General features: G+C 71.0%; 22 protein-coding genes. 9 read left to right on the top strand and 13 right to left on the bottom strand.

Features of this window, described 5'->3' with window-relative positions:
• The first annotated feature begins 16 nt into the window (after positions 1-16).
• Positions 17-502 (top strand): hypothetical protein, encoded by a 486-nt coding sequence (locus ACIBTV_RS16365; protein WP_396705596.1) that lies wholly within the window; start codon positions 17-19, stop codon positions 500-502.
• A 109-nt stretch (positions 503-611) separates the two neighbouring features.
• Complete coding sequence (locus ACIBTV_RS16370; protein WP_396705598.1) at positions 612-1,928, top strand: hypothetical protein; 1,317 nt, start codon at positions 612-614, stop codon at positions 1,926-1,928.
• A gap of 421 nt (positions 1,929-2,349) precedes the next feature.
• Here ACIBTV_RS16370 and ACIBTV_RS16375 read toward each other — a convergent pair whose 3' ends face one another.
• Together ACIBTV_RS16375 and ACIBTV_RS16380 are read right to left on the bottom strand one after the other, a co-directional pair.
• Positions 2,350-2,784 (bottom strand): VOC family protein, encoded by a 435-nt coding sequence (locus ACIBTV_RS16375; RefSeq protein WP_396705600.1) that lies wholly within the window; start codon positions 2,782-2,784, stop codon positions 2,350-2,352.
• A gap of 7 nt (positions 2,785-2,791) precedes the next feature.
• Positions 2,792-3,160: a VOC family protein gene (locus ACIBTV_RS16380; protein WP_396705602.1), complete on the bottom strand. Its 369-nt coding sequence runs from the start codon at positions 3,158-3,160 to the stop codon at positions 2,792-2,794.
• 221 nt (positions 3,161-3,381) lie between these two features.
• On the opposite strand from ACIBTV_RS16380, the gene ACIBTV_RS16385 reads away from it, so the two are divergent.
• The 4 genes from ACIBTV_RS16385 (at position 3,382) to ACIBTV_RS16400 (ending at position 8,063) form a co-directional block, all read left to right on the top strand.
• The gene (locus ACIBTV_RS16385) at positions 3,382-4,659 is read left to right on the top strand and encodes an RNA polymerase sigma factor (protein WP_396705604.1); all 1,278 of its coding nucleotides are present in this window, start codon (positions 3,382-3,384) and stop codon (positions 4,657-4,659) included.
• Positions 4,660-4,736: 77 nt separating this feature from the next.
• Complete coding sequence (locus tag ACIBTV_RS16390; RefSeq protein ID WP_396705606.1) at positions 4,737-5,108, top strand: YciI family protein; 372 nt, start codon at positions 4,737-4,739, stop codon at positions 5,106-5,108.
• Between the two features lie 205 nt (positions 5,109-5,313).
• Positions 5,314-7,458, top strand: coding sequence for an MMPL family transporter (locus ACIBTV_RS16395; RefSeq protein ID WP_396705608.1), 2,145 nt, complete (start codon positions 5,314-5,316; stop codon positions 7,456-7,458).
• 56 nt (positions 7,459-7,514) lie between these two features.
• A complete protein-coding gene (locus tag ACIBTV_RS16400) occupies positions 7,515-8,063 on the top strand; it encodes a hypothetical protein (RefSeq protein ID WP_396705610.1) in 549 nt (182 codons plus the stop codon).
• 16 nt (positions 8,064-8,079) lie between these two features.
• On the opposite strand, the gene ACIBTV_RS16405 is transcribed toward ACIBTV_RS16400, so the two are convergent.
• From ACIBTV_RS16405 to ACIBTV_RS16425, 5 genes are all read right to left on the bottom strand, one after another.
• On the bottom strand, positions 8,080-11,154 hold the full coding sequence (locus ACIBTV_RS16405; RefSeq protein WP_396705612.1) for a DUF3427 domain-containing protein: 3,075 nt from the start codon (positions 11,152-11,154) through the stop codon (positions 8,080-8,082).
• A gap of 76 nt (positions 11,155-11,230) precedes the next feature.
• Entirely contained in the window at positions 11,231-12,310 is a 1,080-nt protein-coding gene (locus ACIBTV_RS16410; RefSeq protein ID WP_396705614.1) for a macro domain-containing protein, read from the bottom strand.
• Positions 12,307-12,996: a DUF4433 domain-containing protein gene (locus ACIBTV_RS16415; protein ID WP_396705616.1), complete on the bottom strand. Its 690-nt coding sequence runs from the start codon at positions 12,994-12,996 to the stop codon at positions 12,307-12,309. The genes ACIBTV_RS16410 and ACIBTV_RS16415 overlap by 4 nt, the downstream gene beginning before the upstream one ends.
• A gap of 255 nt (positions 12,997-13,251) precedes the next feature.
• Complete coding sequence (locus ACIBTV_RS16420) at positions 13,252-13,767, bottom strand: flavoprotein (protein WP_396705618.1); 516 nt, start codon at positions 13,765-13,767, stop codon at positions 13,252-13,254.
• Entirely contained in the window at positions 13,764-15,014 is a 1,251-nt protein-coding gene (locus ACIBTV_RS16425; protein ID WP_396705620.1) for a helix-turn-helix transcriptional regulator, read from the bottom strand. The genes ACIBTV_RS16420 and ACIBTV_RS16425 overlap by 4 nt, the downstream gene beginning before the upstream one ends.
• Positions 15,015-15,289: 275 nt before the next feature.
• On the opposite strand from ACIBTV_RS16425, the gene ACIBTV_RS16430 reads away from it, so the two are divergent.
• From ACIBTV_RS16430 to ACIBTV_RS16440, 3 genes are read left to right on the top strand one after another with little or no spacing between them, the layout of a single operon-like run.
• Positions 15,290-15,544 carry a hypothetical protein gene (locus ACIBTV_RS16430; RefSeq protein ID WP_396705622.1) on the top strand — a complete coding sequence of 85 codons (255 nt, stop codon included), beginning with the start codon at positions 15,290-15,292 and terminating at the stop codon, positions 15,542-15,544.
• The gene (locus ACIBTV_RS16435; RefSeq protein ID WP_396705624.1) at positions 15,541-15,792 is read left to right on the top strand and encodes a DivIVA domain-containing protein; all 252 of its coding nucleotides are present in this window, start codon (positions 15,541-15,543) and stop codon (positions 15,790-15,792) included. Before ACIBTV_RS16430 ends, ACIBTV_RS16435 begins: the two co-directional genes overlap by 4 nt.
• Positions 15,789-16,052 (top strand): hypothetical protein, encoded by a 264-nt coding sequence (locus tag ACIBTV_RS16440; protein ID WP_396705625.1) that lies wholly within the window; start codon positions 15,789-15,791, stop codon positions 16,050-16,052. The genes ACIBTV_RS16435 and ACIBTV_RS16440 overlap by 4 nt, the downstream gene beginning before the upstream one ends.
• 528 nt (positions 16,053-16,580) lie before the next feature.
• On the opposite strand, the gene ACIBTV_RS16445 is transcribed toward ACIBTV_RS16440, so the two are convergent.
• From ACIBTV_RS16445 to ACIBTV_RS16470, 6 genes are all read right to left on the bottom strand, one after another.
• The gene (locus ACIBTV_RS16445; protein ID WP_396705627.1) at positions 16,581-17,768 is read right to left on the bottom strand and encodes a hypothetical protein; all 1,188 of its coding nucleotides are present in this window, start codon (positions 17,766-17,768) and stop codon (positions 16,581-16,583) included.
• Entirely contained in the window at positions 17,755-18,288 is a 534-nt protein-coding gene (locus ACIBTV_RS16450; protein WP_396705630.1) for a SigE family RNA polymerase sigma factor, read from the bottom strand. Before ACIBTV_RS16450 ends, ACIBTV_RS16445 begins: the two co-directional genes overlap by 14 nt.
• Positions 18,289-18,424: 136 nt before the next feature.
• Positions 18,425-19,138 carry a DUF998 domain-containing protein gene (locus ACIBTV_RS16455; RefSeq protein WP_396705632.1) on the bottom strand — a complete coding sequence of 238 codons (714 nt, stop codon included), beginning with the start codon at positions 19,136-19,138 and terminating at the stop codon, positions 18,425-18,427.
• Positions 19,139-19,232: 94 nt separating this feature from the next.
• Positions 19,233-19,547 (bottom strand): GYD domain-containing protein, encoded by a 315-nt coding sequence (locus tag ACIBTV_RS16460; protein WP_396705776.1) that lies wholly within the window; start codon positions 19,545-19,547, stop codon positions 19,233-19,235.
• 222 nt (positions 19,548-19,769) lie between these two features.
• A complete protein-coding gene (locus ACIBTV_RS16465; RefSeq protein WP_396705634.1) occupies positions 19,770-20,927 on the bottom strand; it encodes a low temperature requirement protein A in 1,158 nt (385 codons plus the stop codon).
• A gap of 96 nt (positions 20,928-21,023) precedes the next feature.
• Positions 21,024-21,527 (bottom strand): DUF6194 family protein, encoded by a 504-nt coding sequence (locus ACIBTV_RS16470; protein WP_396705636.1) that lies wholly within the window; start codon positions 21,525-21,527, stop codon positions 21,024-21,026.
• Between the last annotated feature and the right edge of the window lie 69 nt (positions 21,528-21,596).

Below are 21,596 nucleotides of genomic sequence, written 5' to 3' on the forward strand. Positions count from 1 at the left end.
CTAGATGATGATCGGCATGGAGATCCGCTCCGACGACGGTGCGCGGCTGAGGATCCGCCCGGTCGGCTACCAGCCGGGCGTCGAGCCGCCCGTCGATCCCGACGACGCGACGGCGTGGGACGACTGGCTGCTCATCGAGGCGGACGCCCGCACCGCCGACGGTCAGGCCTGGTCCCACTGCGAGCCCAGCCTCACCGTGGCCGAGGCCGGGATGCTCACCGACTGGCTGCGCTGGCACGCCGAGGCGGCATCGGGTGTCGCCGCTCCGTCGGCCGTGCTGCGCTTCACCGAGCCGAATCTGGCGTTCCACACCCGCGTCATCCGCCGTCGCCGGATCGAGCTGACCGTCGAGTTCTCCTACGAGTCGCTGCCCCCGTGGATGCGGCGCCCGCTGACCGCCGTCTACCGCCTGCCGCTGACCGTCTCGGCCGACCACCTGGCGGTCGCCGCTGAGCACTGGTCGCGGGAGGTTGAGGCGTACCCGCAGCGGGTGATCTCCTGAGCGGCTGAGCACCGCCCATCGGCGGGGCCAATTCTCTCTTATCGGGAACAAAGGGAAGCATCTATTCTCGGTGCGTGTCCTGTCCCGAACGCGGACTGTTGTACCGCGCGTGACCATCTCCTCACTCGAAACCGCTGCCCCGGCGACCACCCGACACGGCTGGCGGGTCACCTGGGCCGACCGCGAGAACGAACGGCGGCGCCGCGACCACCAGACCGCGCTCGACGCGTGGACCCGCCGCGCCGACGAACTGACCCGGCAGCGCATCGAGGCGGCGGGCTTCCTCGGCGCCGCCCAGCCACGGACCGGCCTGCCCGTGGAGCTCGACAGCGACGAACTCGTCTACCGCGTGCTGCCCGCCGCCGAGCTGGTGGAGGCCATCGCCCGGCACGTGCCGGGGCTGCCCCCGCCCGCGCTCACCGTCGGACCACCCGGCGCCACCGGACGCGCCCTGCCCCGCGGCCTGCGGGTCGTGGATGCCGGCCTCGCCGTCGTCACCAACCACCGCGTCGCCTTCGGGGGCCGCGAGCAGCAGCGCGAGTGGCGGTACGCCGACCTGCTCGGGCCCGCCCACCACCCCGACGTGCCGCTCACCCTGCTGCACACCGCCGCGGCGGCGCGGCTCGCCGGGCTGCTCGTGCCGGACACCACCGTCGCGAACACCCGCTTCTACCTGACCCTCGCCGTCGCCGCCGCCCGCGGTGAACGCGCCACCGTCGTCGCCGAACTCGACGCGCTCGCCGAGGCGCATCAGCGCCGCCGGCCCACCCCGCCGGCTCCGGCGCACCCGCACCACGCGCCGCTGACCGCCGTACGCCCCGAGCGCCGCGCGGTGGCCGCCACCGTCGCCATGCTGGCGTTCGTCAGCTTCAGCACCGCCGCAGGCGGCTCCGAGCAGGACCGACAGCGCTACGAGATCGGGGCGGGAGCCCTCGACACCCAGGGACCCTGGGCGATCGGGGCGGTCGTGCCGACCCTGCCGACCGAGCCGCTCACCTCGGGCGGCGGCGCGGTCACGCCGCCCGCCACCGGCCCGGTGCCGCCCGCCTCCCGGGGGGACACGCCCTCCCGGCCGACGGCTCCCGGAACGCCGGGGGGCACCACGCCGACCGACCGGGTGGAAACGCCGAACGGGGGCGGCGGATCCGACTCGGGCACGGCTCCCGCACCGGCCCCGACGACCGCACCGGCCCCCACGACCGCACCCGCGCCGCCCCCGGTCGAGGACACCACGCCGCCCGCGCCCGCGCCGACCCCCACCACGACGACCGCCCCCGCCCCCGCCCCGGCGCCGAGCAGCCCACCGCCGACCACCGCGCCCACCCCGACGACCCCGCCGTCGACCTCGAACCCGCGGCTGCTCACCATCTGCCTCGACCCGATCCAGCTGCCGCTGCTCGACCCGCTGCTCTGCCCCCGCGACTGACGTACCTCCGCCCGGTGCCGGTGCCGGTGCCGGTGCCGGTGCGTGTCGGTGTCGGTGCGTGTCGGTGTCGGTGTCGGTGTCGGGCCGCCACGAATTCGCCCCGAGGTGGCCCCGCCCACGGGACCCGAACCCCAACCCCGGACACCCGCCAAACCGGACATACGTCCCGCGCGGAGCGGTCGACGCGGACCACGCCCCCAGATCTTGGACGATTAGTGCCCCCATAGGGGCCACAACTCACCAAGATCTACCGGCGCCGGGCGCGCCCGGTGCTCGGTGCCCGTGCCCGGTGTCCGGCGCTCGGTGATCCGGGGCGTGATCCACACGGGATCAGCGATATCGCGGTATCCGGTCGCCCCGGACACCGCGATATCAGGGAATCGGAGTCGATCATTCCTCGATCAGCCCGGGTGGCGGTGGCTCAGTCGGGGGCGCCGAAGTCCGGGACGGTCACCGTGCCGTCCGCGGCGAGGGGGAGGCCCGGGTTCCAGGCGATCTCCCAGACGTGGCCGTCCGGGTCGGCGAAGCAGCCGGCGTAGCCGCCGTAGAAGGTCTCCCGGGCCGGCCGGGTCACCTTCGCGCCGGCCGCGCCGGCCGCCGCCAGCAGCGCGTCGACCTCGGCCCGGGAGCGGACGTTCTGTGCCAGCGTGAACCCGCCGAAGCCGCCGCCCGGATCGTCGACACCCGCGTCGGCGGCCAGCTTGTCCCGCCCCCACAGCACCAGCGCCAACCCGCCGGCCTGGAAGAAGACCGTCTCCTCGACCTCCTGGCCGCGCCAGCCCAGCCGCTCGTAGAAGGTGCGCGCCCGAGCCAGGTCGGTGACGCCGAGGGTGACGAGGCTGATCCGCTGCTCCATCAGCCGGTCACTCCGGCGTGTGGCAGACGGCCTCGACGTTGTTGCCGTCGAGGTCACGGACGAAGGCGCCGTAGTAGGCCGGGTGATATTCCGGCCATACGCGCGGGGCGTGCAGCACCTCCGCGCCGGCCGCCACGGCGGCGTCGTGGAACGCCCGCACGGCGGCCCGGCTGTCGGCGGTGAACGCCAGGTGCACCTCGCGGGCGTCGCCCGGGGTCACCGTCGGCCCCAGCCAGAAGTCGGGCCGTTCCCGGCCGTAGCCGATGGCGTCCGGGAACTCCAGCAGCCGTCGGCCGCCGAGCGGCGCGAGCACGGCGTCGTAGAACGCGGCGCTCGCGGCCACGTCGCGGACCTGGACGGACAGATGGTCGATCATCGCCGCTCCTCCTCGGGCACGTTGTCGCCCACGCTAGGCGGCCGGTGTGACAGACACCGGGAACGACAGGCGGCGCCACCCGACAGGCGGTGCTACGACGCCCCGACCATTCGCTTCGACGTCCGGTTCGCGCCGAAGTCCGGCGCCGCCTGACCGAGCGGCCTCGACGTCGGTGGGGGTGCGCTGGCGGACGCCCGGCCTGACCTGCTGTGATGTGCTTCGTGGGGGTGTTCGAGGTGCGGCGCACCGTCGAAACGGTGTGGCGGATGGAGGCCGGTCGGATCGTCGCCGGCATCGCCGGGATCGTCCGGGACGTCGGGCTGGCCGAGGAGTTGGCGCAGGACGCGATGGTCGCCGCCCTCGAACAGTGGCCGCGCGACGGCGTACCCACCAACCCCGGCGCGTGGTTGACGACAGTGGGCAGACGGCGGGCCGTCGACCTGGTCCGCCGCCAGCAGACCCGCGACCGGGTGGTGGACGCCCTCGGTCGTGACCTCGACGAGCACCACACCCCCGACTTCGACGCCGCCGTCGAGGACCGCATCGAGGACGACCTGCTGCGGCTGATCTTCGTCTCCTGCCACCCGGTGCTCTCCCCGATCGCGCGGGCCGCGCTCACCCTGCGGCTGCTCGGCGGCCTCACCACCGGCGAGATCGCCCGCGCCTTCCTCACCACCGAGTCGACCATCGGGCAGCGGATCACCCGCGCCAAGCAGACCCTCGCCGCGGCCAAGGTGCCGTTCGAGGTCCCCGAGCCGGCCGAACGCGCCGAACGCCTCGGGTCGGTGCTGGAGGTCGTCTACCTGATCTTCAACGAGGGGTACGCGGCCACCGCCGGCGACGACTGGATGCGCCCCGCCCTCGCGCAGGAGGCGCTGCGGCTGGCCCGACAGTTGCAGGGCCTCATGCCGGACGAACCCGAGGTGCACGGGCTCGCCGCGCTGCTGGAGATCCAGGCGTCGCGGACCCGCGCCCGCACCGGCCCCGACGGCGAGCCGATCCTCCTCAACGACCAGGACCGCAGTCGCTGGGACCAGCTGCTCATCCGCCGCGGCCTCGCCGCCCTCGACCGGGCCCGCACCGACCACCCCGGCCCGTACGCCGTCCAGGCCGAGATCGCCGCCTGCCACGCGCGGGCGCGTACGCCGGAGGAGACTGACTGGGCGCGGATCGCGACCCTCTATGCGGAGCTGGCCCGGCTGGTGCCCTCGCCCGTGGTGGAGTTGAACCGCGCGGTCGCGGTCGCCCAGGCCGACGGCCCCGCCGCCGGTCTGGAGCTGGCCCGGAAGCTGGCCGACGAGCCGGCGCTCGCCCAGTACCACCTGCTGCCCAGCGTGCTCGGCGACCTGCTCGCCAAGCTCGGGCGGCACGACGAGGCGCGGCGCGAGTTCGAACGCGCGGCGTCACTGGCCGGCAACGCGCGGGAGCGGGCACTGCTGCTCGACCGGGCCGCCGCGTGCGACCAGACGGGCCGTCGACAGCGGTCAGAAAAATCTTGAAACCGGATGTCGGATCCCGGCCGATCCGATCGACGCGTCAGTGAGAGCCACCGAGATCCTGGAGAGGAACCACCGAAATGCGCTACATGCTCATGCACAAGCTCGACGAGGACCAGCCCGGCACCTTCGACCCGAGCCCCGAGTTCATCGAGCGGATGGGTGCCTTCGTCGGCGAGGCCGCCAAGGCCGGCGTCCTCCTCGCCGGTGAGGGCCTGGAGAAGAGCAGCAAGGAGTCCGGGCGGATCACCGCCGAGAAGGGCAAGACCACCATCACCGACGGTCCGTTCACCGAGACCAAGGAGCTCATCGCCGGGTTCGCGCTGTTGGAGGTCCGGTCGAAGGACGAGGCGATGGAGTGGGCGAAGCGGTTCGTCGATCTCTTCATCGAGGCCGGCGTCGACGTCGAGGTCGACGTCCGCCGGGTCAACGAGTGGTCGGAGCCGGCCTGACGTACGCCAGGTGAGCGGGGCCGGTCCGACCGGACCGGCCCCCGTCCCCGCGGGCACCCGCGGCGGCCGAGCCCAAGTGTCCGAAAAGGGGCGACTTGCGACGGTAGGCTGCACAGCGGGTGGCGAAGACTGCCCGACGCGGTGACGGGCGGGTGCCCCTGGGCGGTCCGGGCCCAGACGTCGGTGCCGGACCCACGGGGGAAGCATGTTCGAGCGGCTGGGCAGGTTCGTCGTCGGCAAGGCGTGGTGGGTGATCGCCGGGTGGGTGATCGCGGCGGCCGCCATCATCGCCACCACACCGTCGTTGAGCGACATCACCTCCGCCGACCAGGAGAGCTTCCTGCCCCGCTCCTACGAGTCCGTGCGGGCCACCGAGCTCGGGCAGAAGGCGTTCCCACAGCAGGCCACGGCGACGGCGACCATCGTGGTCAAGCGCGCCGACGGGCAGAAGCTCACGCCGGCGGACGAGGCCAGGGTGGGTCAGCTCGCCCAGTCGCTCAAGGCCAGGAACATCCCGCACACGTCCGGCTACCTGACCGGCCCGCAGGCCGTGGCGCCCGACAAGTCGGTGCAGATCATCAGCGTCGGGCTCGACGCCCCCACCCCGGACGACCCGGCGCTGCTCGACGCCGTCCGCGACCTGCGGCGCGACCTCGGCCCGGAGCTGGCGAACAGTGGGCTGACCGCAGGCGTGGCCGGCGACGTGGCGAGCTTCGTCGACAACGAGGACACCTTCAACCAGGCCTTCGCCGTCGTCGGCATCGCCACCATCATCCTGATCATCGGACTGATCCTGATCATCTTCCGCAGCCCCATCGCCGCGGTGCTGCCCGTGGTGGTCGTCGGAGTCGTCCTGAGCATCACGACGGGTCTCGTCGCCGCCGCCGGCAAGGCCTTCGACCTCAGCGTCAGCCAGGACGTGCAGACGATCCTGCTGATCGTGCTCTTCGGCATCGGCACCGACTACATCCTGTTCCTGCTCTTCCGCTATCGGGAGCGGCTGCGCGCCGGCGACGACAAGCGCACCGCGATGATCATCTCCGTCCAGCGGGTCGGTGAGGTCATCACCTCGGCCGCCGGGGCGGTCATCGTCGCGTTCCTCGTGCTGCTCCTCGCCTCCCTGGGCTTCTTCGGCTCCCTCGGCCCGGCGCTCGCCATCGCCGTCGCCGTCATGCTGGTCACCTCACTCACCCTCATCCCGGCGGTCGTCTCGCTGCTCGGCCGGTACGTCTTCTGGCCCTCCAAGGCGTGGCAGCGCGCACCCAAGGCCACCGTGTCGCACCGGCTCGGCACCGCCATCGGACGCCGGCCGGCGCTCGTCGCGGCGGCCTCCGGCGCCCTCCTGGTCGCGCTCGCCGTCGGCGTGTTCGGCTACAAGGCCGACTACGACTTCAGCGCCGGCTTCCCCCAGGACACCGAGTCGGCGAAGGCCGCGAAGGACCTGCAACGCGGGTTCGCCGCCGGTGCGCTCGCCCCCACCGAGACCTACCTGACCACCACCAACGGGTCACCGCTGACCGAGCAGCAGATCACCGAATTCTCGGCCGCCGTAGCGAAAGCCCCCGGGGTGGGCCAGGCGCAGCCCCCGGAGCGCAGCACCGACCCGAGTGTCGCCCGGGTCAACCTGCTGCTCAACGAGAACCCGGTCTCCAACGAGGCGATCACCCTCGTCCGCGAGGACCTGCGGCGCGCCGTACACGCGGCGGCCCCACCCGGCACCCGGGCGCTGGTCGGCGGGACCACCGCGATCTTCGCGGACATCAACTCGGCCAACAACCGCGACCTGTCGGTGATCCTGCCCGTCGCGGCCGCCCTGATCGCGCTCATCCTCGCGCTGCTGCTGCGCAGCCTGGTCGCGCCCATCTACCTCGTGATCGCGGTGCTGCTCAACTTCGCCGCCACCCTCGGCGCCACCGTCTACCTCTTCCAAGGCATCCGGGGCGAACCCGGCGTCACCTTCCAGTTGCCGATCATCCTCTACCTCTTCGTGGTGGCGATCGGCACCGACTACAACATCCTGATGATCGCCCGACTCCGCGAGGAAGCACGGGCCGGCAACGAGCCACACCGGGCCGCCGCCATCGGCGTCGAACACGCCGGCCCGACCGTCGCGGCAGCAGGGTTGATCCTGGCCGGGACGTTCGCGGTGCTGCTGCTCGCGCCCATCTCGTTCCTGCAGCAGATGGGCTTCGCGGTGGCCATCGGCATCGTGCTGTCGGCCTTCGTCATGTCGATGTTCTTCGTTCCCGCCCTCACCGCGCTGATCGGACACAAGGCGTGGTGGCCGGGGCACGGCGACGCCCGGCCCGCCACCGGGCGGCACGCCCGAACCGCCGACCAGCCGGGATAGTGGGGGGCCCGCGTGGTCGTCCACGGTGGGGCTCAGACGGGCGTACGCTCGGTGCCGTGACGGTAGCGGCGCGTCGATACCGGTACGTCGGCCCGGCCGACGTGCGGGCGTCGGTCGGCGACTTCCCCGAGGGCGCGCCCATCCGATCACCGGCCGACCTCGACGCCTACCTGGCGGCCACCGACCCACGCGACCACGACGAGCCGTTCACCTACGTCATCGACCCCGGCGGCACCCTGCGGCTCGCGCCGAGACGCAGCGAACACGTCGCCTGCGCCGGCGGTGGCGAGGTCCTCGGCGCGGGCGAGATCGCCTTCACCGCCGAGCAGGACCGCTGGGTCGTGACCGAGGTCAGCAACCAGTCCACCGGCTACTGCCCCGACCCCGCCTCCTGGATGGCAGTGGCCGACGCCCTCGACCGTGCCGGTGTCGACCGTCCGGACGGGTTCACCGCGGCGGTCGTCTTCCGACGCTGCCTCGACTGCGGTGAACGCAACGTCGTCCGCGACGACGACTACGTCTGCGCGCTCTGCGGGGCGGAGCTGCCCGAGGACGTGGAACCCCGGCTGGCGGCCCAGCCGTCGACCGCCCAGCGTTCACCCTGACGACCGAACCGCGCAGTTAGGCGGCGATCGCTCGGGCGGCGGCGTAGAGGTCGGCGGGCAGCGGGTGCCGCATCCGCCACAGGATGCGCATCGGCCGGTCGCCAGTGTGCGACTCGTACGTCATGGGGCCGGCGTAGAGGTAGGCCGGCGCGCCCAGGTCACGGTCGGCGACCTTGGTCTCCCGGACGAACAGGTGCACCGTCGAACCGCGCTCGTCGTGATGGATGTAGCGCTGCCCGGTCGCCGAGGCAGTCGACGTGGTGCTCTGTGACTCCCACTGGAAGAGCGTGTCGGTGACGGCCCGGTCGGCGTACATGGTCGTGGGGGAGTAGTGCGCCTCCGACTTGACCAGGGTGACGAAGAAGAGGTCGGCCTGGGCGTCCGGCAGCCACTTCACGCCCTCGCGCAGCGATCCCGGGTTCGGCATACCGAACGCGGCGCACGCCTCGTTGCGGCTGTACCGGGCGTGCACCCGCAACGGCACATCCTTGAGGTCGACCGCCTCGGTGACCCGGTGGATGCGGTCCCGCAGCACCTGCGCCACCTGCCGCAGCTCGGCGCAGCGGGCCGGGTCGGCCCAGAGCCGCGCAAGCCGCTCGTCCCGCGAGGTCAGCGGTGCGTTCGGTCCCCACAGGTCGAAGTGCAGCAGGTCCCACAGGCGTCCCGCCTCGGGCCGCGCGCCGCCCGCGACCCGGGCCAGCAGGTCCAGCCGGTCGGGGTCGTCGAGGTGCAGCATCCGACCAAAGGCCCGGCTCAGCTCACGGTCATCCGGGCCGGGTGTCGAGGTGTCCAGGCCGGCGAGCCGGCGCAGCCCGGTCCATCCACCGACCCCAGCTGATCGGTAGACATCCTCGATCTCCAGGCCGCTCTCCCGCAGATACTCCGCCAGGCTCACGTCGCCGAGCTGCCGCAGCTCGGCGACGAGCCCCGGCTTCGACGTCGGCAGCGCCGACTTGAGGTTGGCGAGCACGATCTCCTTGGCGACCCGATCGAGCTGGACGTGGCAGCCGCTCGGCAGCGACGGGAAGTCTTCCTCGACCGCCTCCTTCACGGCCCGCCGGCTCACCCCGGTCAGCGCCCGCCAGCGCAGGTCGAAGCGGAAGTGGGCGTTCTGCCCGCCGATGAAGTCGAGCACCGTCAGGCAGGGCTTGTCGTCGTCCAGGCGCAGCCCGCGACCGAGCTGCTGAAGGAAGATGGTCGCGCTCTCCGTGGGCCGCAGCATGAGGATCGTGTCGACCATCGGCAGGTCGACGCCCTCGTTGAACAGGTCGACCGTGAAGAGGACGCGCAGCTTGCCGGCCTTGAAGTCCCGCAGCAAGGCCAGCCGGCCGGCGGGGTCGACCCGCGAGGTGACCGCCGCCGACGGTACGTCGTGCTTGGTGAACCAGTCCGCCATGAACTCGGCGTGCCCGATGCTCACGCAGAAACCCAACGCCCTTATCCGCGACACGTCGACCAGCTCCCGAGCGGCCCGCAGCACCGCCCGCGCCCGCGCATCGTTGCCGGTGTAGAGGTTGTCCAGCTCCGTCGGGTCGTACCCCTGCCCGCGCTTCCACCGCAGCTGCGACAGGTCCACGTCGTCGTGCAGTCCGAAATACTGGAATGGCGCGAGCAACTGCCGCTCCAACGCCTCCCACAGGTGCAGCTCCACGGCCGCGCGGCCGTCGAACCAGCGGCGTACGTCGCCGCCGTCGGCCCGGTCGGGGGTCGCCGTCAGCCCCAGCAAGACGCGTGGCCGCAGCCGGGTGAGGAGCTCGGCGTACGTGGGCGCCTCGGCGTGATGGAACTCGTCCACGATCACCATGTCGTACGCCTCGGGGTCGATCTCCCGCCGGTGCAGCGACTGGATGGAGGCGAAGACGTGCTTCCAGTGCTGCGGCTCGCGGCCACCGACCAGCGTCTCGCCGAAGCTGCCGTCGCCCATCACCTGACGGAACGTCGACAGGCTCTGCCGCAGGATCTGCTCCTGATGGGCGACGAAGAGTAGCGAGTCGACCGTGCCGGCACGGTGCAGCCGCCGGTAGTCCAGCGCCGCCACCACAGTCTTTCCGGTGCCGGTGGCCATGACGACGAGGTTCCGGTGCCGGCCGTGGACCTGCCGCTCGGCGTCCAGGTCGGCCAGGATCTCCGCCTGGTAGCCGTACGGCCGCACGTCCAGGCTGGCGATCTCGGTGGGCGTCTCGCCGGGGCGCTCCCCGCGCAGCGCGTGCCGCAACCGGTCGGCGTCCCGGGCCGGGTCGTACGCCTCGAACGCCGGGTCGTTCCAGTAGTCCTCGAAGGTCGCGGTGAACGTGTCGATGACGTACGGCTGCTCCAGGTTGGAGATGCGGACGTTCCACTCCACGCCGTCGATCAGGGCGGTCCTCGACAGGTTCGACGAGCCGACGTACGCCGTGCTGGTGCCGTTGTTGCGGCGGAACAGCCACGCCTTCGCGTGCAGCCGGGTGGTCCGGGTCTCGTACGACACCTTGATGTCGGCGCCCAACTCGGCGAGCCGGTCGAGGGCCCGCTGATCGGTCGCGCCGAGGTAGGTCGTGGTGATGACCCGGAGCCTTCCGCCCCGGGCGATCAGGTCCCGGATCGACGGCTCGACGACGCGCAGCCCGTACCACTTGATGAAGGCGCAGAGCAGATCCACCCGGTCCGCGGAGGCCATCTCGTGCGTGACCTCGTGCCCGATGCGCGGCTGATGCTTGCCGTTCACCAGGAGCGCCCCGGTGGAGAGCGGAGTGGTGGGCCGCGACGGGAAGACGGGCTGCGCGGGCGGGATGGGCGGAGCGGCGATCGCGTGCAGGAGGTGCTGGGCGTCGGCGATCTGATCCTGTGCGGTGGCTGCCTGCGGGCTGAGCGCTCCGATGGCCTCCGCCATCCGGTTCGCCAGGTCGACCTGGCGCTGAAGCCGGTCGTCACCACCGCCGACGGCGTGCAACGCGCGCTGGGCAAGGGCTGCGACGTGACGGGCGAGGGCATCGGGCGCGTCGGCGGGGTCGAGGTTTCCGCGCTGGATACGCGCCCCATCCACCGTGCCAAGCCGGTTGGCGAGATCGCTGGTAATGAGGTGCTCGTAGATGCCCCGTTCGAGATCCGTCACCGAGAAGCCTCGCCCATCCGCGTCACCACTCGCTGACCCCCATACCTGATGGGCTTGAGGCCCGTTGATAAAACCTTCACGCAGCATTCAACGCGGGTATTAGACCCGCTGACTGCAGACGGTCGTAGGCCAGCCGGATATGCGGAGCAGTGAAAAGGCGTGCTTTCCGGCCACTCCAATTACGAACTCGCTCGGTCAATTCGTCGAGATCGCTGGTGGGCGGATGCAGCGCGGCCGCGTAATGGACGGTTGCCAGTAGCTCAAGGCTGTAAGGGGCCTCGAAACCGTCGACCAGGCGCGTCAACTGGTCCAACACCTCGGACGGCGTCGAGTCATGAGCGGCGTGCCAGACTCTGACCGCCTCGGCAGCGCCGACGGTGAGTCGGATCGGCTGAAGCTCCTCGACCCGCGCTGACCGGTCGCCGAAGCCGGTGAGGTAATGCCCCTCCAGCCTGTCCAGGACGTGGTTGAGGTTCTCGGCATACGGGCCGTAGCGGCCGCGATTGAACTGCAGGCGTAGCGGCTGCCCAAGGACCTGCAGGAAGTAGGCGATCTTCTGGATCTCTAGAAGTGTGACGCCGTCGCGCGGCTCGAGCGCGCGTGCCCGTTCCAGATAACGATCTATGGCCTGCAGTAGGGTGGCCCGTCCGGAGGTCAGCGGAGGCTTCTCGGTCGCTACCGGCATGTCGGCCGGGTCCGGTGCCCCCTCCGGTGGAAAGAGCAGCACCCGCACATCGGGAAGCTCGGCGAAGGCCCGCTCGATAGCCGGCCGCACCTCGTTCCAGTCGAGCCCCCCGTTGCCGCAGCCCAGAGCGGGAACAGCCACCGACGTGATCTGCCGTTCGCGTACGACACGTACGAGATCGGCAAGACCAGCCTCAATGTCCGACAATCTCGAATCGGCTCGCCAATGGCCCTTGGTGGGGAAGTTGATTACGTATCTGCGAGGGCCGAGGCGGGCCGAGTCGAATACGAACACTCGGCCTAGGCGGACCTCGTTGCTGCCGCACGCGGCTCGGTAGGCGGCGTAGTTGGCCGGGTAGGCGCGCTTGAACTGCAGGGCGATGCCCTTGCCCATCACTCCGACCGTGTTCACGGTGTTGACCAGCGCGTCGGCGTCAGCGGTCAGCAGGTTCCCGTGACTCAAGATGATCATTGGCGCACCTCCCGCCGCTCGTAACCGTAGTACCAGTCCGGTCTGACACGAACGTACGGCTCGATCATGCCAGCGTCACGCAGGAGCTGCTTCACCTGCTCTTGCCGTTCGTCCGTCCGTACGGCGTAACCGATGACCAGGTTGAGGGGAAACTCACGATGCACCAGGAACTCGGCAGCCCGCCGGCGCATCCGATCCATGTCCTCGGGGATGTCCTTCCAGACTCTCGCTCGCAGCAGCGGCCAGTCGATGAGCGCGGCAAGATCATCGAGGCGGGCCGAGAAGCTTGTGAGTCCTACCGAACAGTTGCCGTCGCTCGCCACCCAGTCGAGCCCGGCGGCGTCAACCCGCTCTACCGAGCTCACGAGGTAGACGAGCGGATCGTCCCCTCCTGGGTAGCAACCCGGCTTTCCGTCACGGTGGTCGCACGCGATGCGATACATCATCGGGGACCGTGGCGCGAGGTAAAACGGCACGTAGTCGGCGACGACGCCGCCCGGCGTACAGGGAACAATCCGTTGCCGCCGGCGCGCCTTGATCTCTGCGGCACCCACGTTCGTTGCCAACTGCGAGCCCACGCCGCTGTCCGAGAACAACTTGCCGGCTTTCAGGATGCCCGGCAGGTTGTCGATGTGCGTGAAGTGCATGATCAGGGTCGGCTCCGGTCGACCGGCGTCGGTCACCATCGATAACGTCTGTCCTAAGAGACGGATGGATGCGGAGCCGAACGATAGTCAGCGAGTCAGGCACGCGGCGCCCGGAAAACGCCATCTGTCGCATGCCGGACAGCTTTCCTGTCGGTGTTCGGTGTGTGAGCCACTCGCGTGATCCTGTGAGTGGTCGGGGGTGTCGATCTCAGGCCGGTCGGGGATGTTGTGTACGTGTGGCTAGCTGGTCCGAGCCAAGTGCGCCGCGCGGGAGTGGCTTGGCATGTGATCGGGCTAGAGGTTTTTTATGGCAGTGAGAACGCTGGGCCAGGGTGCCTCTTCCCGGCCGGGTTCCTGGAGCTCTTTAGGCCGGGCGGCAAGGGCCACGCGACTCGTGCGAAGTGCGTCGATGCTGCGCTTGTATGCAGGGTGAGAGGTCAGGGCTCGCTTGACAAACGGTAGGAGGACTATCGGGAGACCAAGACCCAACGCCTCATTGAGGATGCCGAGGGCGACGTTGTCGCTGATGCCGAGTGCCCACTTGTTTATCGTGTTGAAGGTCGCTGGCGCGACCACTACGGCGTCCGCCTTGGGCAGCGCGTCTGGCTCGCCCGGCTGTCGCCACTCGTAACGGACCGGATAGCCAGTCTGCATGGCCAGGGCGTCCCGGTCGATCCAGGTCGCCGCTGTCGGTGTGGCGATCACGCAGACGGTCCAGCCGTCTGTCATCAGCAGGTCGACGAGTTCGTCGATCTGGAGTGCCGGGGGTGCGGCGCATACGACGAGGTACAGGACCTTCCCGTCGGTCATGTGATCAGCCCTGCCCGTACGGCCATCGGCCGTAGGCCGGGCGTCGCGGTTCGGCGTTCCTTTGACAGCAGGTCGAGCAGCAGGGCCCGTGCCTGGACGTTGGCGCCGAGCACCTCGGGCGCGACTCGTTCGGCTTCCAGCAGGTGAAGGACGGCGAGCGAGCTGCCGCCGCTGCCCATCGCGCATGCCTGCGCGAGGTCCAGGTGAACCTGCGCCCGTCGCCCGACCAGTGCGATGGGCAGCCGGGACGTGTCTAGTCGACTTCCAATCTCGACGGCACGTTCGGCGTTGCCAGCCGTGACGGCCGCAGACACCGAATGGATGGAGACGTTGGTTGGCCCGAACCCTGTCCACAATCGGTTCTGGTCGAATCCGAGATCCGCCGCGAGGGCCTGTGCCTGCGTGAGGTGACGCCCGGCCCGCTTCACTTCACCCTGCTGCGCCGCAATGATGGCGGCGAGGAGCAGGAGCGCGCCCTGCGCGGAGGTCAGATCCGGGTGGGGCGATGACCGCACCCGTCCCAGGTGGTCGATGCTGGCGCCGGTGATCGCCTCAGCCTCGGCGAGGCGATCCGGCAACCGGAGGAGGGCACACGCAGCTTGGTACGCGGCGACCGCTGCCAGCGCCTGGTCGTCGGCGAGTTGTGCCGAGGTGGCGGCGTGGTCGGCGGTGAGGAGTGCCGTCTCGCCGTCGCCGACCTTGCAGGCGATCTTCGACGCCGCGATGTATGCGGCGGCGAGCAGCTTGAAGCCGGTCGCCCGGTGGATTCCCGATCCAGCTTGGGTCAGCTCGGTTGCGGCTCGGAGGACGTCCGGGATGTGGCGCGAGGCGGGGACATAACTGGCTCGCTGGTATAGCCCGTGCACGCGGGCAACAGCCCGCCGCACGTCGGGCAGTGAGGCAGAGGGGCGCCCGGTGCCGTCGTTCGGCAGGTAGCGCGTGAGGAAGGCGCGCAGGCCGGTCAGCAACTCGGCGCGCGTTGCGGCTTGGGTATGGCCGGGGGTGTCTCCCATGCTGCTTCCTCGAGGTGTCGCGACGGAGACATCATCGAGGATCTCCTGAAGCTGGTCCAGCGGCACCTGGAGCGCTTCGGCGATCCGGACCCGATGCCACGGCTGAGGATCCGTCTCGGCGCGCTCCCATCGGACCACCGTTGAGCGATCTACACCGAGGGCGCTGGCGAATCGCTCCTGACTGAATCCCAGCATCTTGCGCCGCTGCACCAGCCGGTATCGCTTGAGGGCCACGCGTCCTCCTTCCGCCGGGGCCACTCTAGTGACTCTGCGTGGGATTCAAGGGACGCACAGTGCCTCATTAATGCCTCAAATGAGCCCAGCCAGCGCTGTGGTTCCTGCTCACTGTCCGTTCCAGAGTGAGGAGGCAGGCCCGGGGCGGGTGCTGGGCTCCGGTTGGTGCGGGCGCGCAGCCGTTCCAATCGACCCCGCCCGTCTCGGCGCCGCGAACAGCAGGAACGAGCGGCTTCGCCGAGTGAACAGGCGTAGCCGTCTGATGAAGGAGGGCCATGGACCCGATCGATGAGGTGCTGGGTGACCTGCCGCTGCCGCCGTACGTGACCGCCGAGGACGTCGGCTTCGCCATCAGGGCGGTCACCGTGCACGCCCCCGAGCAGTGGCCCGACGGGCAGCGCTGCCGCAACGACCGAGCCCGGCATCCGTGCCGGCTGCACCGGTGGGGTCGCCGGGTGTTGGACGAGCGTGGGCTCACCGATCGCCAGGTCCAACTGTTGATCGCCGAGCAGATGGCGCCGCGACCGTGATCTACCTGACCGGCGAGCGCCTGCACCCGCACGACCTCCGGTCCGCCGTCTTCGACACCCGGTGGCGGGGGCTCGACCCGGATCAGGTGCTCGACTACCTCCACCGGGTGGCCGATGAGCTCGAACGCCTGCACCGCGAGCTGACCACCGCGAACACGGAGGCCGAGCGCACCCGCCAGGCGCTGCGCCAGTGGCAGTCCCGCTACGGGAGCTGCCAGCATGCGCGCAACAGCAGGTGGCCGCGATGACCGCGCCGCGTTGGGTCATCCACCTGCCGACCACGCTGACCAGCCTCGACGGCGCGGTCGCCCTGGTCAGGGCGCTGCGTGACTCGCTCGGCCACGTCGACACCGTCGACTTCGGCGAGGCGACACTGAGCGAAGAGGACCGGCAGTTTCTGCGTACCCGAGTGTGGTGCGACGCCCGGCTCGACGGGGCCGGCCGCTGCCGGCGGCGCGACGGGCACACCGGCCCGTGCGGGGCCGCGGAGGACGCGGCCTCCCAGTAACCTCCGGGGATGCCCGACCCCATGATCGATGAGCTGTTGGCTGGATTCACGCCTGCTCAGCCGTACACCCGGGAGGCCGCCGCCAGCGCGCCACCGGCGCCTGGCGTGCACGTGGTCCTTGAGCGCGGCGCGGTCGTCTACGTCGGCCGCACCGGCAACCTGCGCAACCGTCTCCGGCAGCACCTGACCGGCAACCGGGACTCGTCGGTGCTGCACGACCAGGTCGGCCGACGTCTGGACACTCCCGCCAAGGCCGCGACGGCCGAGGAGATCGCCGGTTGGCTGGGCGGGTGCCAGTCCGCTGGCAGGAGACCGACAACCCGGAGGGTGCGAAGGAGGCGCTGGTCCTGGCCCTCAAGCCGCGGTTCAACCGGATGGTGCCCAAGCCGCGTCGCTGAACGGCGTGCGGCAAACGCCGTCGACCCTCGACAGCGCCCGAGGAGGGAGGGCTGTCGAGGGTCGAGGCCGTGCGGTCCACCCCGGGCGGGGACGCCGGAGAGGGATCGGGGCGGGCCGTCCGCGGGAGGGTCAGCCGACCCGCAGGGCGGTGGCGGCCTGCGGCCAGGTGCTGTCGTTGGTGACGTCGGCGAGGGTGATCCCCTTCAGGATCTTGGTCATCTCCGCGTCGGAGAGCCGCCCGTCGCTGTCCACCTGGATGGTGATCTTGCCGTCGGCGCTCCAGCGGTTGCAGAAGCCGTTGCCGCAGCGGGGCTCGCTCGGCGGCGTCTCGCCCTCCTCCAATGCCTGGTTGGAGTTGTCGTTGGGGCTGACGACGATCTGGAAGCTACCGGGCGGGTCCTCACCCTCGGGCCCGCCGTACGGTGCGGTCAGCCCCGTGGTGGGCAGGGCGGGGGAGGCGAAGATGGCGCCGCCGTAATTGCCGTCGCCGGCACTGGCGATGCCGTTCAGGCTGGCGTGGGCGTGCTGGCCGAGCGCGACGGCGTGGTAGCCGGCGGGCAGGTAGCCGACGGTGAACGGCACCCGGGCCGGTGCCGGGACGCGGGGCCGCAGCGCGGTCACCAGGGCGTGCAGGTCGGCGGGGTTGAGGTCGGCCGGCTCGGCGAAAGTGTCCGCGACGGCCCAGGCGTTGTCGGTGTACTCCCAGGCGAACGCCCGGTGCTGGTTCGCCCCGTAGGTGGGGCCGTCCTGCTCGATCGCCTGGCGTCCGTCGACGGTGAGCCGGTGGCCGGCGAACGTGCGGGCGTCGAAGGCGCCGGGGCGGTAGACGGTCAGGTAGGCGTAGAGCGAGTGCTTCTCCTTGCTCGCCTTCTTGGCCGCGATCGGGTCGCGTGGCCCCCGGCTGGCCTCGTCCGGGTCCACGGCGCGGTCGTTCGTGACCAGGCCGTCGATGTGCAGCGGCGCGATCTGGTACGCGGTCGACACGACGAGCGGGTCCTTCACGTGCAGCTTGCCAGCGTCGAACCGCTGGAACACGAAGCTGAACGGGTCGTCCGGGAACTCCCAGCCGGTGGCGGGGTTGAGGGCCGTCGTCACCGCGGCGGGACGCTCGACGACGCCGGGGTTCTCGGCCACGCCGGGCAGGCCGATGCCGGCCGCGGCGACGACACCGGTGACGGCGAACGCGGCGGAGGCCGTCGCCCACCCCGCCCGACGACGCCGCTGCACCTTCTGTCCGGCGGCCACGATCTCGTCGACCGTGTATCGCGGCGGCGGCGCGTCGGCCGTCGCCGTCTCCACGAGGTCAGGAACGTGCACTGGTCTTCTCCCGTTCTGGTGTGGTGGTGTCGTCACGCTGGTCTGCGGTCAGCACCTCGCGCAGCCGGCTGAGGCCGCGGGAGGTCTGACTCTTGGCGGTACCGATGTGCCAGCCGAGGACGCTGGCCGTCTCCTCCAGGCTCATCCCCAGGTAGTGCCGGCACACCACGGCGGCGCGCTGCCGCGGCGAGATGGCCCGCAGTGCGGCCCAGACCCGCAGCCGGTCGTCGACGCCCGACGCCGGGTCGCGCTGCGTCACGTCGGGCAGGGCGTCGCCGGCCGAGTGTTCGCGCCGCCAGGGGCGGCGCTTTTCGTCGATGGCGGCGCGGACGACCATCGTTCTCGCGTACAGGTCGGGTCGCTCCAGTCGCCGCCACCGCGGGTACAGCTTCGCGAGCGCCGTCGCCGTCGCGTCCTCCGCCGCGTGCCAGTCGCCGCAGGTGACGTACGCGAGTCTGCGCAGCACCGGCATCTGGACGGCGACGAACTCCCGGAAGGCTTCCTCGTCCTCGGCTTTCACGGCGGTAGAACGGGGCGGACCCCCGCGAATGTTGCCGCTGGTGGGAACTTTTCTTCCTGGCGTCCCCGGAGGGTGCCCGGTTTCACCGTCTCAGGGCACCCTCCGTCGAAATGTCGGGCGACCGCGGTCGACCCTGTCAACGTCGCGTGGGCGCCCCGGACACCTGACGGCGCAGGTGAACGGCGAGCAGGGTCAGCCAGAGCAGGCCGGTGATGATGGCGATCCGCTGGTAGAGCCCGGCGAGGTCGACCAGGCCGGCGGTCTGCGCGAAGCCGGTGCCGGCGAGGACGAAGCCGGCCAGGAAGACGAGACCGCTGAGGGCCGAGTAGATCGCCCAGCCGCGCCGCCGCTGCCCGGCGAACCTGCGGGTGAGGACGAAGAACGCGGCGGTCAACGCCGGGAACGCGACCAGTGCGGCGCCGTCGTGCAGGGTGCCGCTGGTGCTGTACGCGGTGGGCGCGTCCGGGGTGCCGGGTGGGTAGCCGCTGACCGGGTCGGTGGTGAAGGTGCCGGCGACGAGCAGGCCGACCGCCCAGACGCCGATGAGCAGGGGTCCCCAGGTCGACGCCCGGCCCGGCCGCAGCGCCCGCCGTGCCCCGACGGCGAAGAGCAGGGTGAGCAGGCCGCACAGGAGGAAGTTTGCCGTCTGCGTCCAGCCGTGGTCACCGAGGGCGAGCGAGCTGACCGGGTGCCGCAGCGGGTCGTAGTCGTCCCGGGTCGCGCCGTCGACGAGAAACGTCAGGACGAAGATCGGGCCGGCGACGATGCCGCAGCGGAGCAGGGCCCTCGTCCGGTCGGGTCGCGGGGCGGGTGGGGTGGCGGCGGGCAGGAGAGTGGTGGTCGTGGTCATCGCTGTGCTCCGCGGCATGATCAACCTGCCCCGACTCCCTGACGGGTTTCTCTCTCCAGGGTCCGGGCGAGAGCGCGGTGGGGTGGTCAGGTGGTCATCGGCCCGGCGGTTGATAGGCCGCCTGCTGCCGGGCCGCCTCGTCGACCTCCGCGCCGGTCAGCACCGGCACGACCCGGGTGTCGACACCACCGGCGGCCCGGATTGCGATGGCCAGCCCGGCTGCCGTGCGATGGTCCGCCAGTTCGCACAGCACGTACGTGTCGTGGTCGCCGAACCCGAAGTACATCGACTCCAGCCGCCCGCCGGCGGCCTCCACCAGCTTCCGGACCGCCTCGACCCGTTTCGTGCCGCCGTCCTTGACCAGCCCCTTGACCCCATCGATGGTGTAGGTCGACTTGAGCAGGAACATCGCCACCTGGACGTCACCTCCCGGACGGTGCGGCAACCGGCGTGCCGGCATGGACGTCGGGGCGTACCCGTCCGGCGGGCACCTAGTCCTGACGCACCCGGTCCGCGTCGCGGCGGGAAGGCGAGGAGTATCTCATCCGAGGTGTCGGGCGGGGCTCCTGCGTTGACGGACCGGTCGGCCAGTTCGGCGATCGGCAGCGCACGCTCATCCGCGCGGGCCGCGTCAGTAGCGGTGGGGCCCCAGGCGGGGGACGGCGGCCACGGCCAGGAGCACGGCGCTCGCGACGGCCCCGACGCCGATCGACGGCAGCCGCTGCAGCAGCGGTGCCGCCGCGACCAGCGTCAGCGCACCGGCCGGCAGTCGCCACAGCATCGTGCGGAACAGCTCGAACGCGTAGAGGGTGCGTCCGGTCAGGAAGACCACCGGGCCCGCGATCATGAGGGCCAACTCCTCGCGCGTCGTCTCGTTCATGGCTCCGACGACGATCGTCTCGCCGCCGGCGGCGGTCAGCACGATGCCCGCCACCATGATCAGGTGTGTGTACGCCACGACCAGGGCCTGGCGTCCCGGGTTGGTCGACCGCTCAAGCCCGCCCGCGAGGTCCTCGGCGCCGTACGCCACGTAGATGCGCCACATGGCCACCGCGTTCGCGAAGAGCAGGAGCAGCCCGGCCCCCGCCGTGGAGACGAAGCCACCCGCGGTGAACTTGAGCGCGCCGACCAGCAGGATCTCACCGAGCGCGACGATGAACATCTGCCGGTAACGCTCCGAGATGTGCTCGCCGATGATCCGCAGCTCTCGGGCAGGGATGCGGCCGAGTTTCGGCACCCAGTAGCCGAACAGCCCGGCCAGGTAGTCCAGGGTGATCGCCACCGCCCAGACCACCAGCCGGGCGGGGGCGGGCAGGAACGCGCCGCCCAGCCACAGGACACCGGTCGCGGCGAACCAGATCAGCACCCGCAGTGGACGTACGCGCAGCTCGTGGCCGCGTAACGCGGTCACGAGGAGCAGGCCGCGAAACAGGTGCAGACCGACGTACGCCCCGGCGAAGGCGAGACTGTCCAGACCCTCGAACGCCCGTACGGAGGCCATCGCCATGAGGTAGCCGCCGAGTAGGACGCCGATGACGATGAGCTGGACCAGCCCCTGCTCCGGGTCGTACCAGTCCGTCGTGTACGCGGTGACGGTCCACACCCACCAGACGGCGGCGAGCAGGACCAGCGTCTGCGCGGCGTTCACCAGGCTGAAATCGTCGAGCAGGCGCAGGGACAGCCGGGACAGCGCGACGATGAGCCCCAGGTCGAAGAGGAGCTCCAGGAAGGAGATCCGCGGGCGGTTCTCGCGGGGTCGCAGCACCCACCCCGCCCGCTTCCGCGCCACGTTCCTCCCGTTTCATCCGATTGACGCTCTTCTTCGTATCACGCCGGGCGGGAGCACGGGACCAACTCGGGAAGAGAGCGTGCCGGGCTCCAGCGCTCAGGGGGCCGACCGGTCGCGGGTCGACCGGCGGCGGTGGCGGTCCCGGGCCCTGCGGTGCGCGTACACGATGAGCCGCTCGACCTCGGCGAGGCTGCGGGGACCCGGGTTGAGCACCGACGCCCAGCCGGCCGTGCCGTAGAGCGGGTTGGGCAGCAGCTCGTCGAGCGCCGCGAAGTCGGTCGAGGCGCGGTGGTCCGCGCACCGTGCCGGCGGGTAGCCGACCACGCGCTCGAACTCCCGCCGGCCGAGGTCCAGGTTCAGCCGGAAGACGCCCGGCCGGTGCAGCCGGGACTCCTCGTCGTAGCCGGCCATGTCGCTCTCGCCGAGGGTGGCGAACGGCATCCGGCGATCCGGACCGACGTAGAAGAACCGCCAACCCCACGCCACCTCGGGGGCCCCGGACGCCTCGTCGGCCACGACCACGGCGACGTCGGGCAGCGCGCGAATCCGCTCGGCGAGGTCGTCGGCGGTCGGTGACGGGGGCACGGTGTCGAAAGCCATGACCTCAACCGTATCGTTGAACCAGCCTTTGATACTTCTGCCGATGACTGCGCCGGGGGGACCAGCTGA

The organism is Micromonospora sp. NPDC049366 (genome assembly GCF_044466625.1).
Taxonomy (GTDB): domain Bacteria; phylum Actinomycetota; class Actinomycetes; order Mycobacteriales; family Micromonosporaceae; genus Micromonospora.

Bases quoted from the DNA above. Each gene is read 5' to 3' on its own strand.
- ACIBTV_RS16365 (WP_396705596.1), top strand. From the start codon at position 17: ATGGAGATCCGCTCCGACGACGGTGCGCGGCTGAGGATCCGCCCGGTC.
- ACIBTV_RS16375 (WP_396705600.1), bottom strand. From the start codon at position 2,784: ATGGAGCAGCGGATCAGCCTCGTCACCCTCGGCGTCACCGACCTGGCT.
- ACIBTV_RS16380 (WP_396705602.1), bottom strand. From the start codon at position 3,160: ATGATCGACCATCTGTCCGTCCAGGTCCGCGACGTGGCCGCGAGCGCC.
- ACIBTV_RS16390 (WP_396705606.1), top strand. From the start codon at position 4,737: ATGCGCTACATGCTCATGCACAAGCTCGACGAGGACCAGCCCGGCACC.
- ACIBTV_RS16395 (WP_396705608.1), top strand. From the start codon at position 5,314: ATGTTCGAGCGGCTGGGCAGGTTCGTCGTCGGCAAGGCGTGGTGGGTG.
- ACIBTV_RS16410 (WP_396705614.1), bottom strand. From the start codon at position 12,310: ATGATCATCTTGAGTCACGGGAACCTGCTGACCGCTGACGCCGACGCG.
- ACIBTV_RS16415 (WP_396705616.1), bottom strand. From the start codon at position 12,996: ATGGTGACCGACGCCGGTCGACCGGAGCCGACCCTGATCATGCACTTC.
- ACIBTV_RS16420 (WP_396705618.1), bottom strand. From the start codon at position 13,767: ATGACCGACGGGAAGGTCCTGTACCTCGTCGTATGCGCCGCACCCCCG.
- ACIBTV_RS16430 (WP_396705622.1), top strand. From the start codon at position 15,290: ATGGACCCGATCGATGAGGTGCTGGGTGACCTGCCGCTGCCGCCGTAC.
- ACIBTV_RS16440 (WP_396705625.1), top strand. From the start codon at position 15,789: ATGACCGCGCCGCGTTGGGTCATCCACCTGCCGACCACGCTGACCAGC.
- ACIBTV_RS16455 (WP_396705632.1), bottom strand. From the start codon at position 19,138: ATGACCACGACCACCACTCTCCTGCCCGCCGCCACCCCACCCGCCCCG.
- ACIBTV_RS16460 (WP_396705776.1), bottom strand. From the start codon at position 19,547: ATGTTCCTGCTCAAGTCGACCTACACCATCGATGGGGTCAAGGGGCTG.
- ACIBTV_RS16470 (WP_396705636.1), bottom strand. From the start codon at position 21,527: ATGGCTTTCGACACCGTGCCCCCGTCACCGACCGCCGACGACCTCGCC.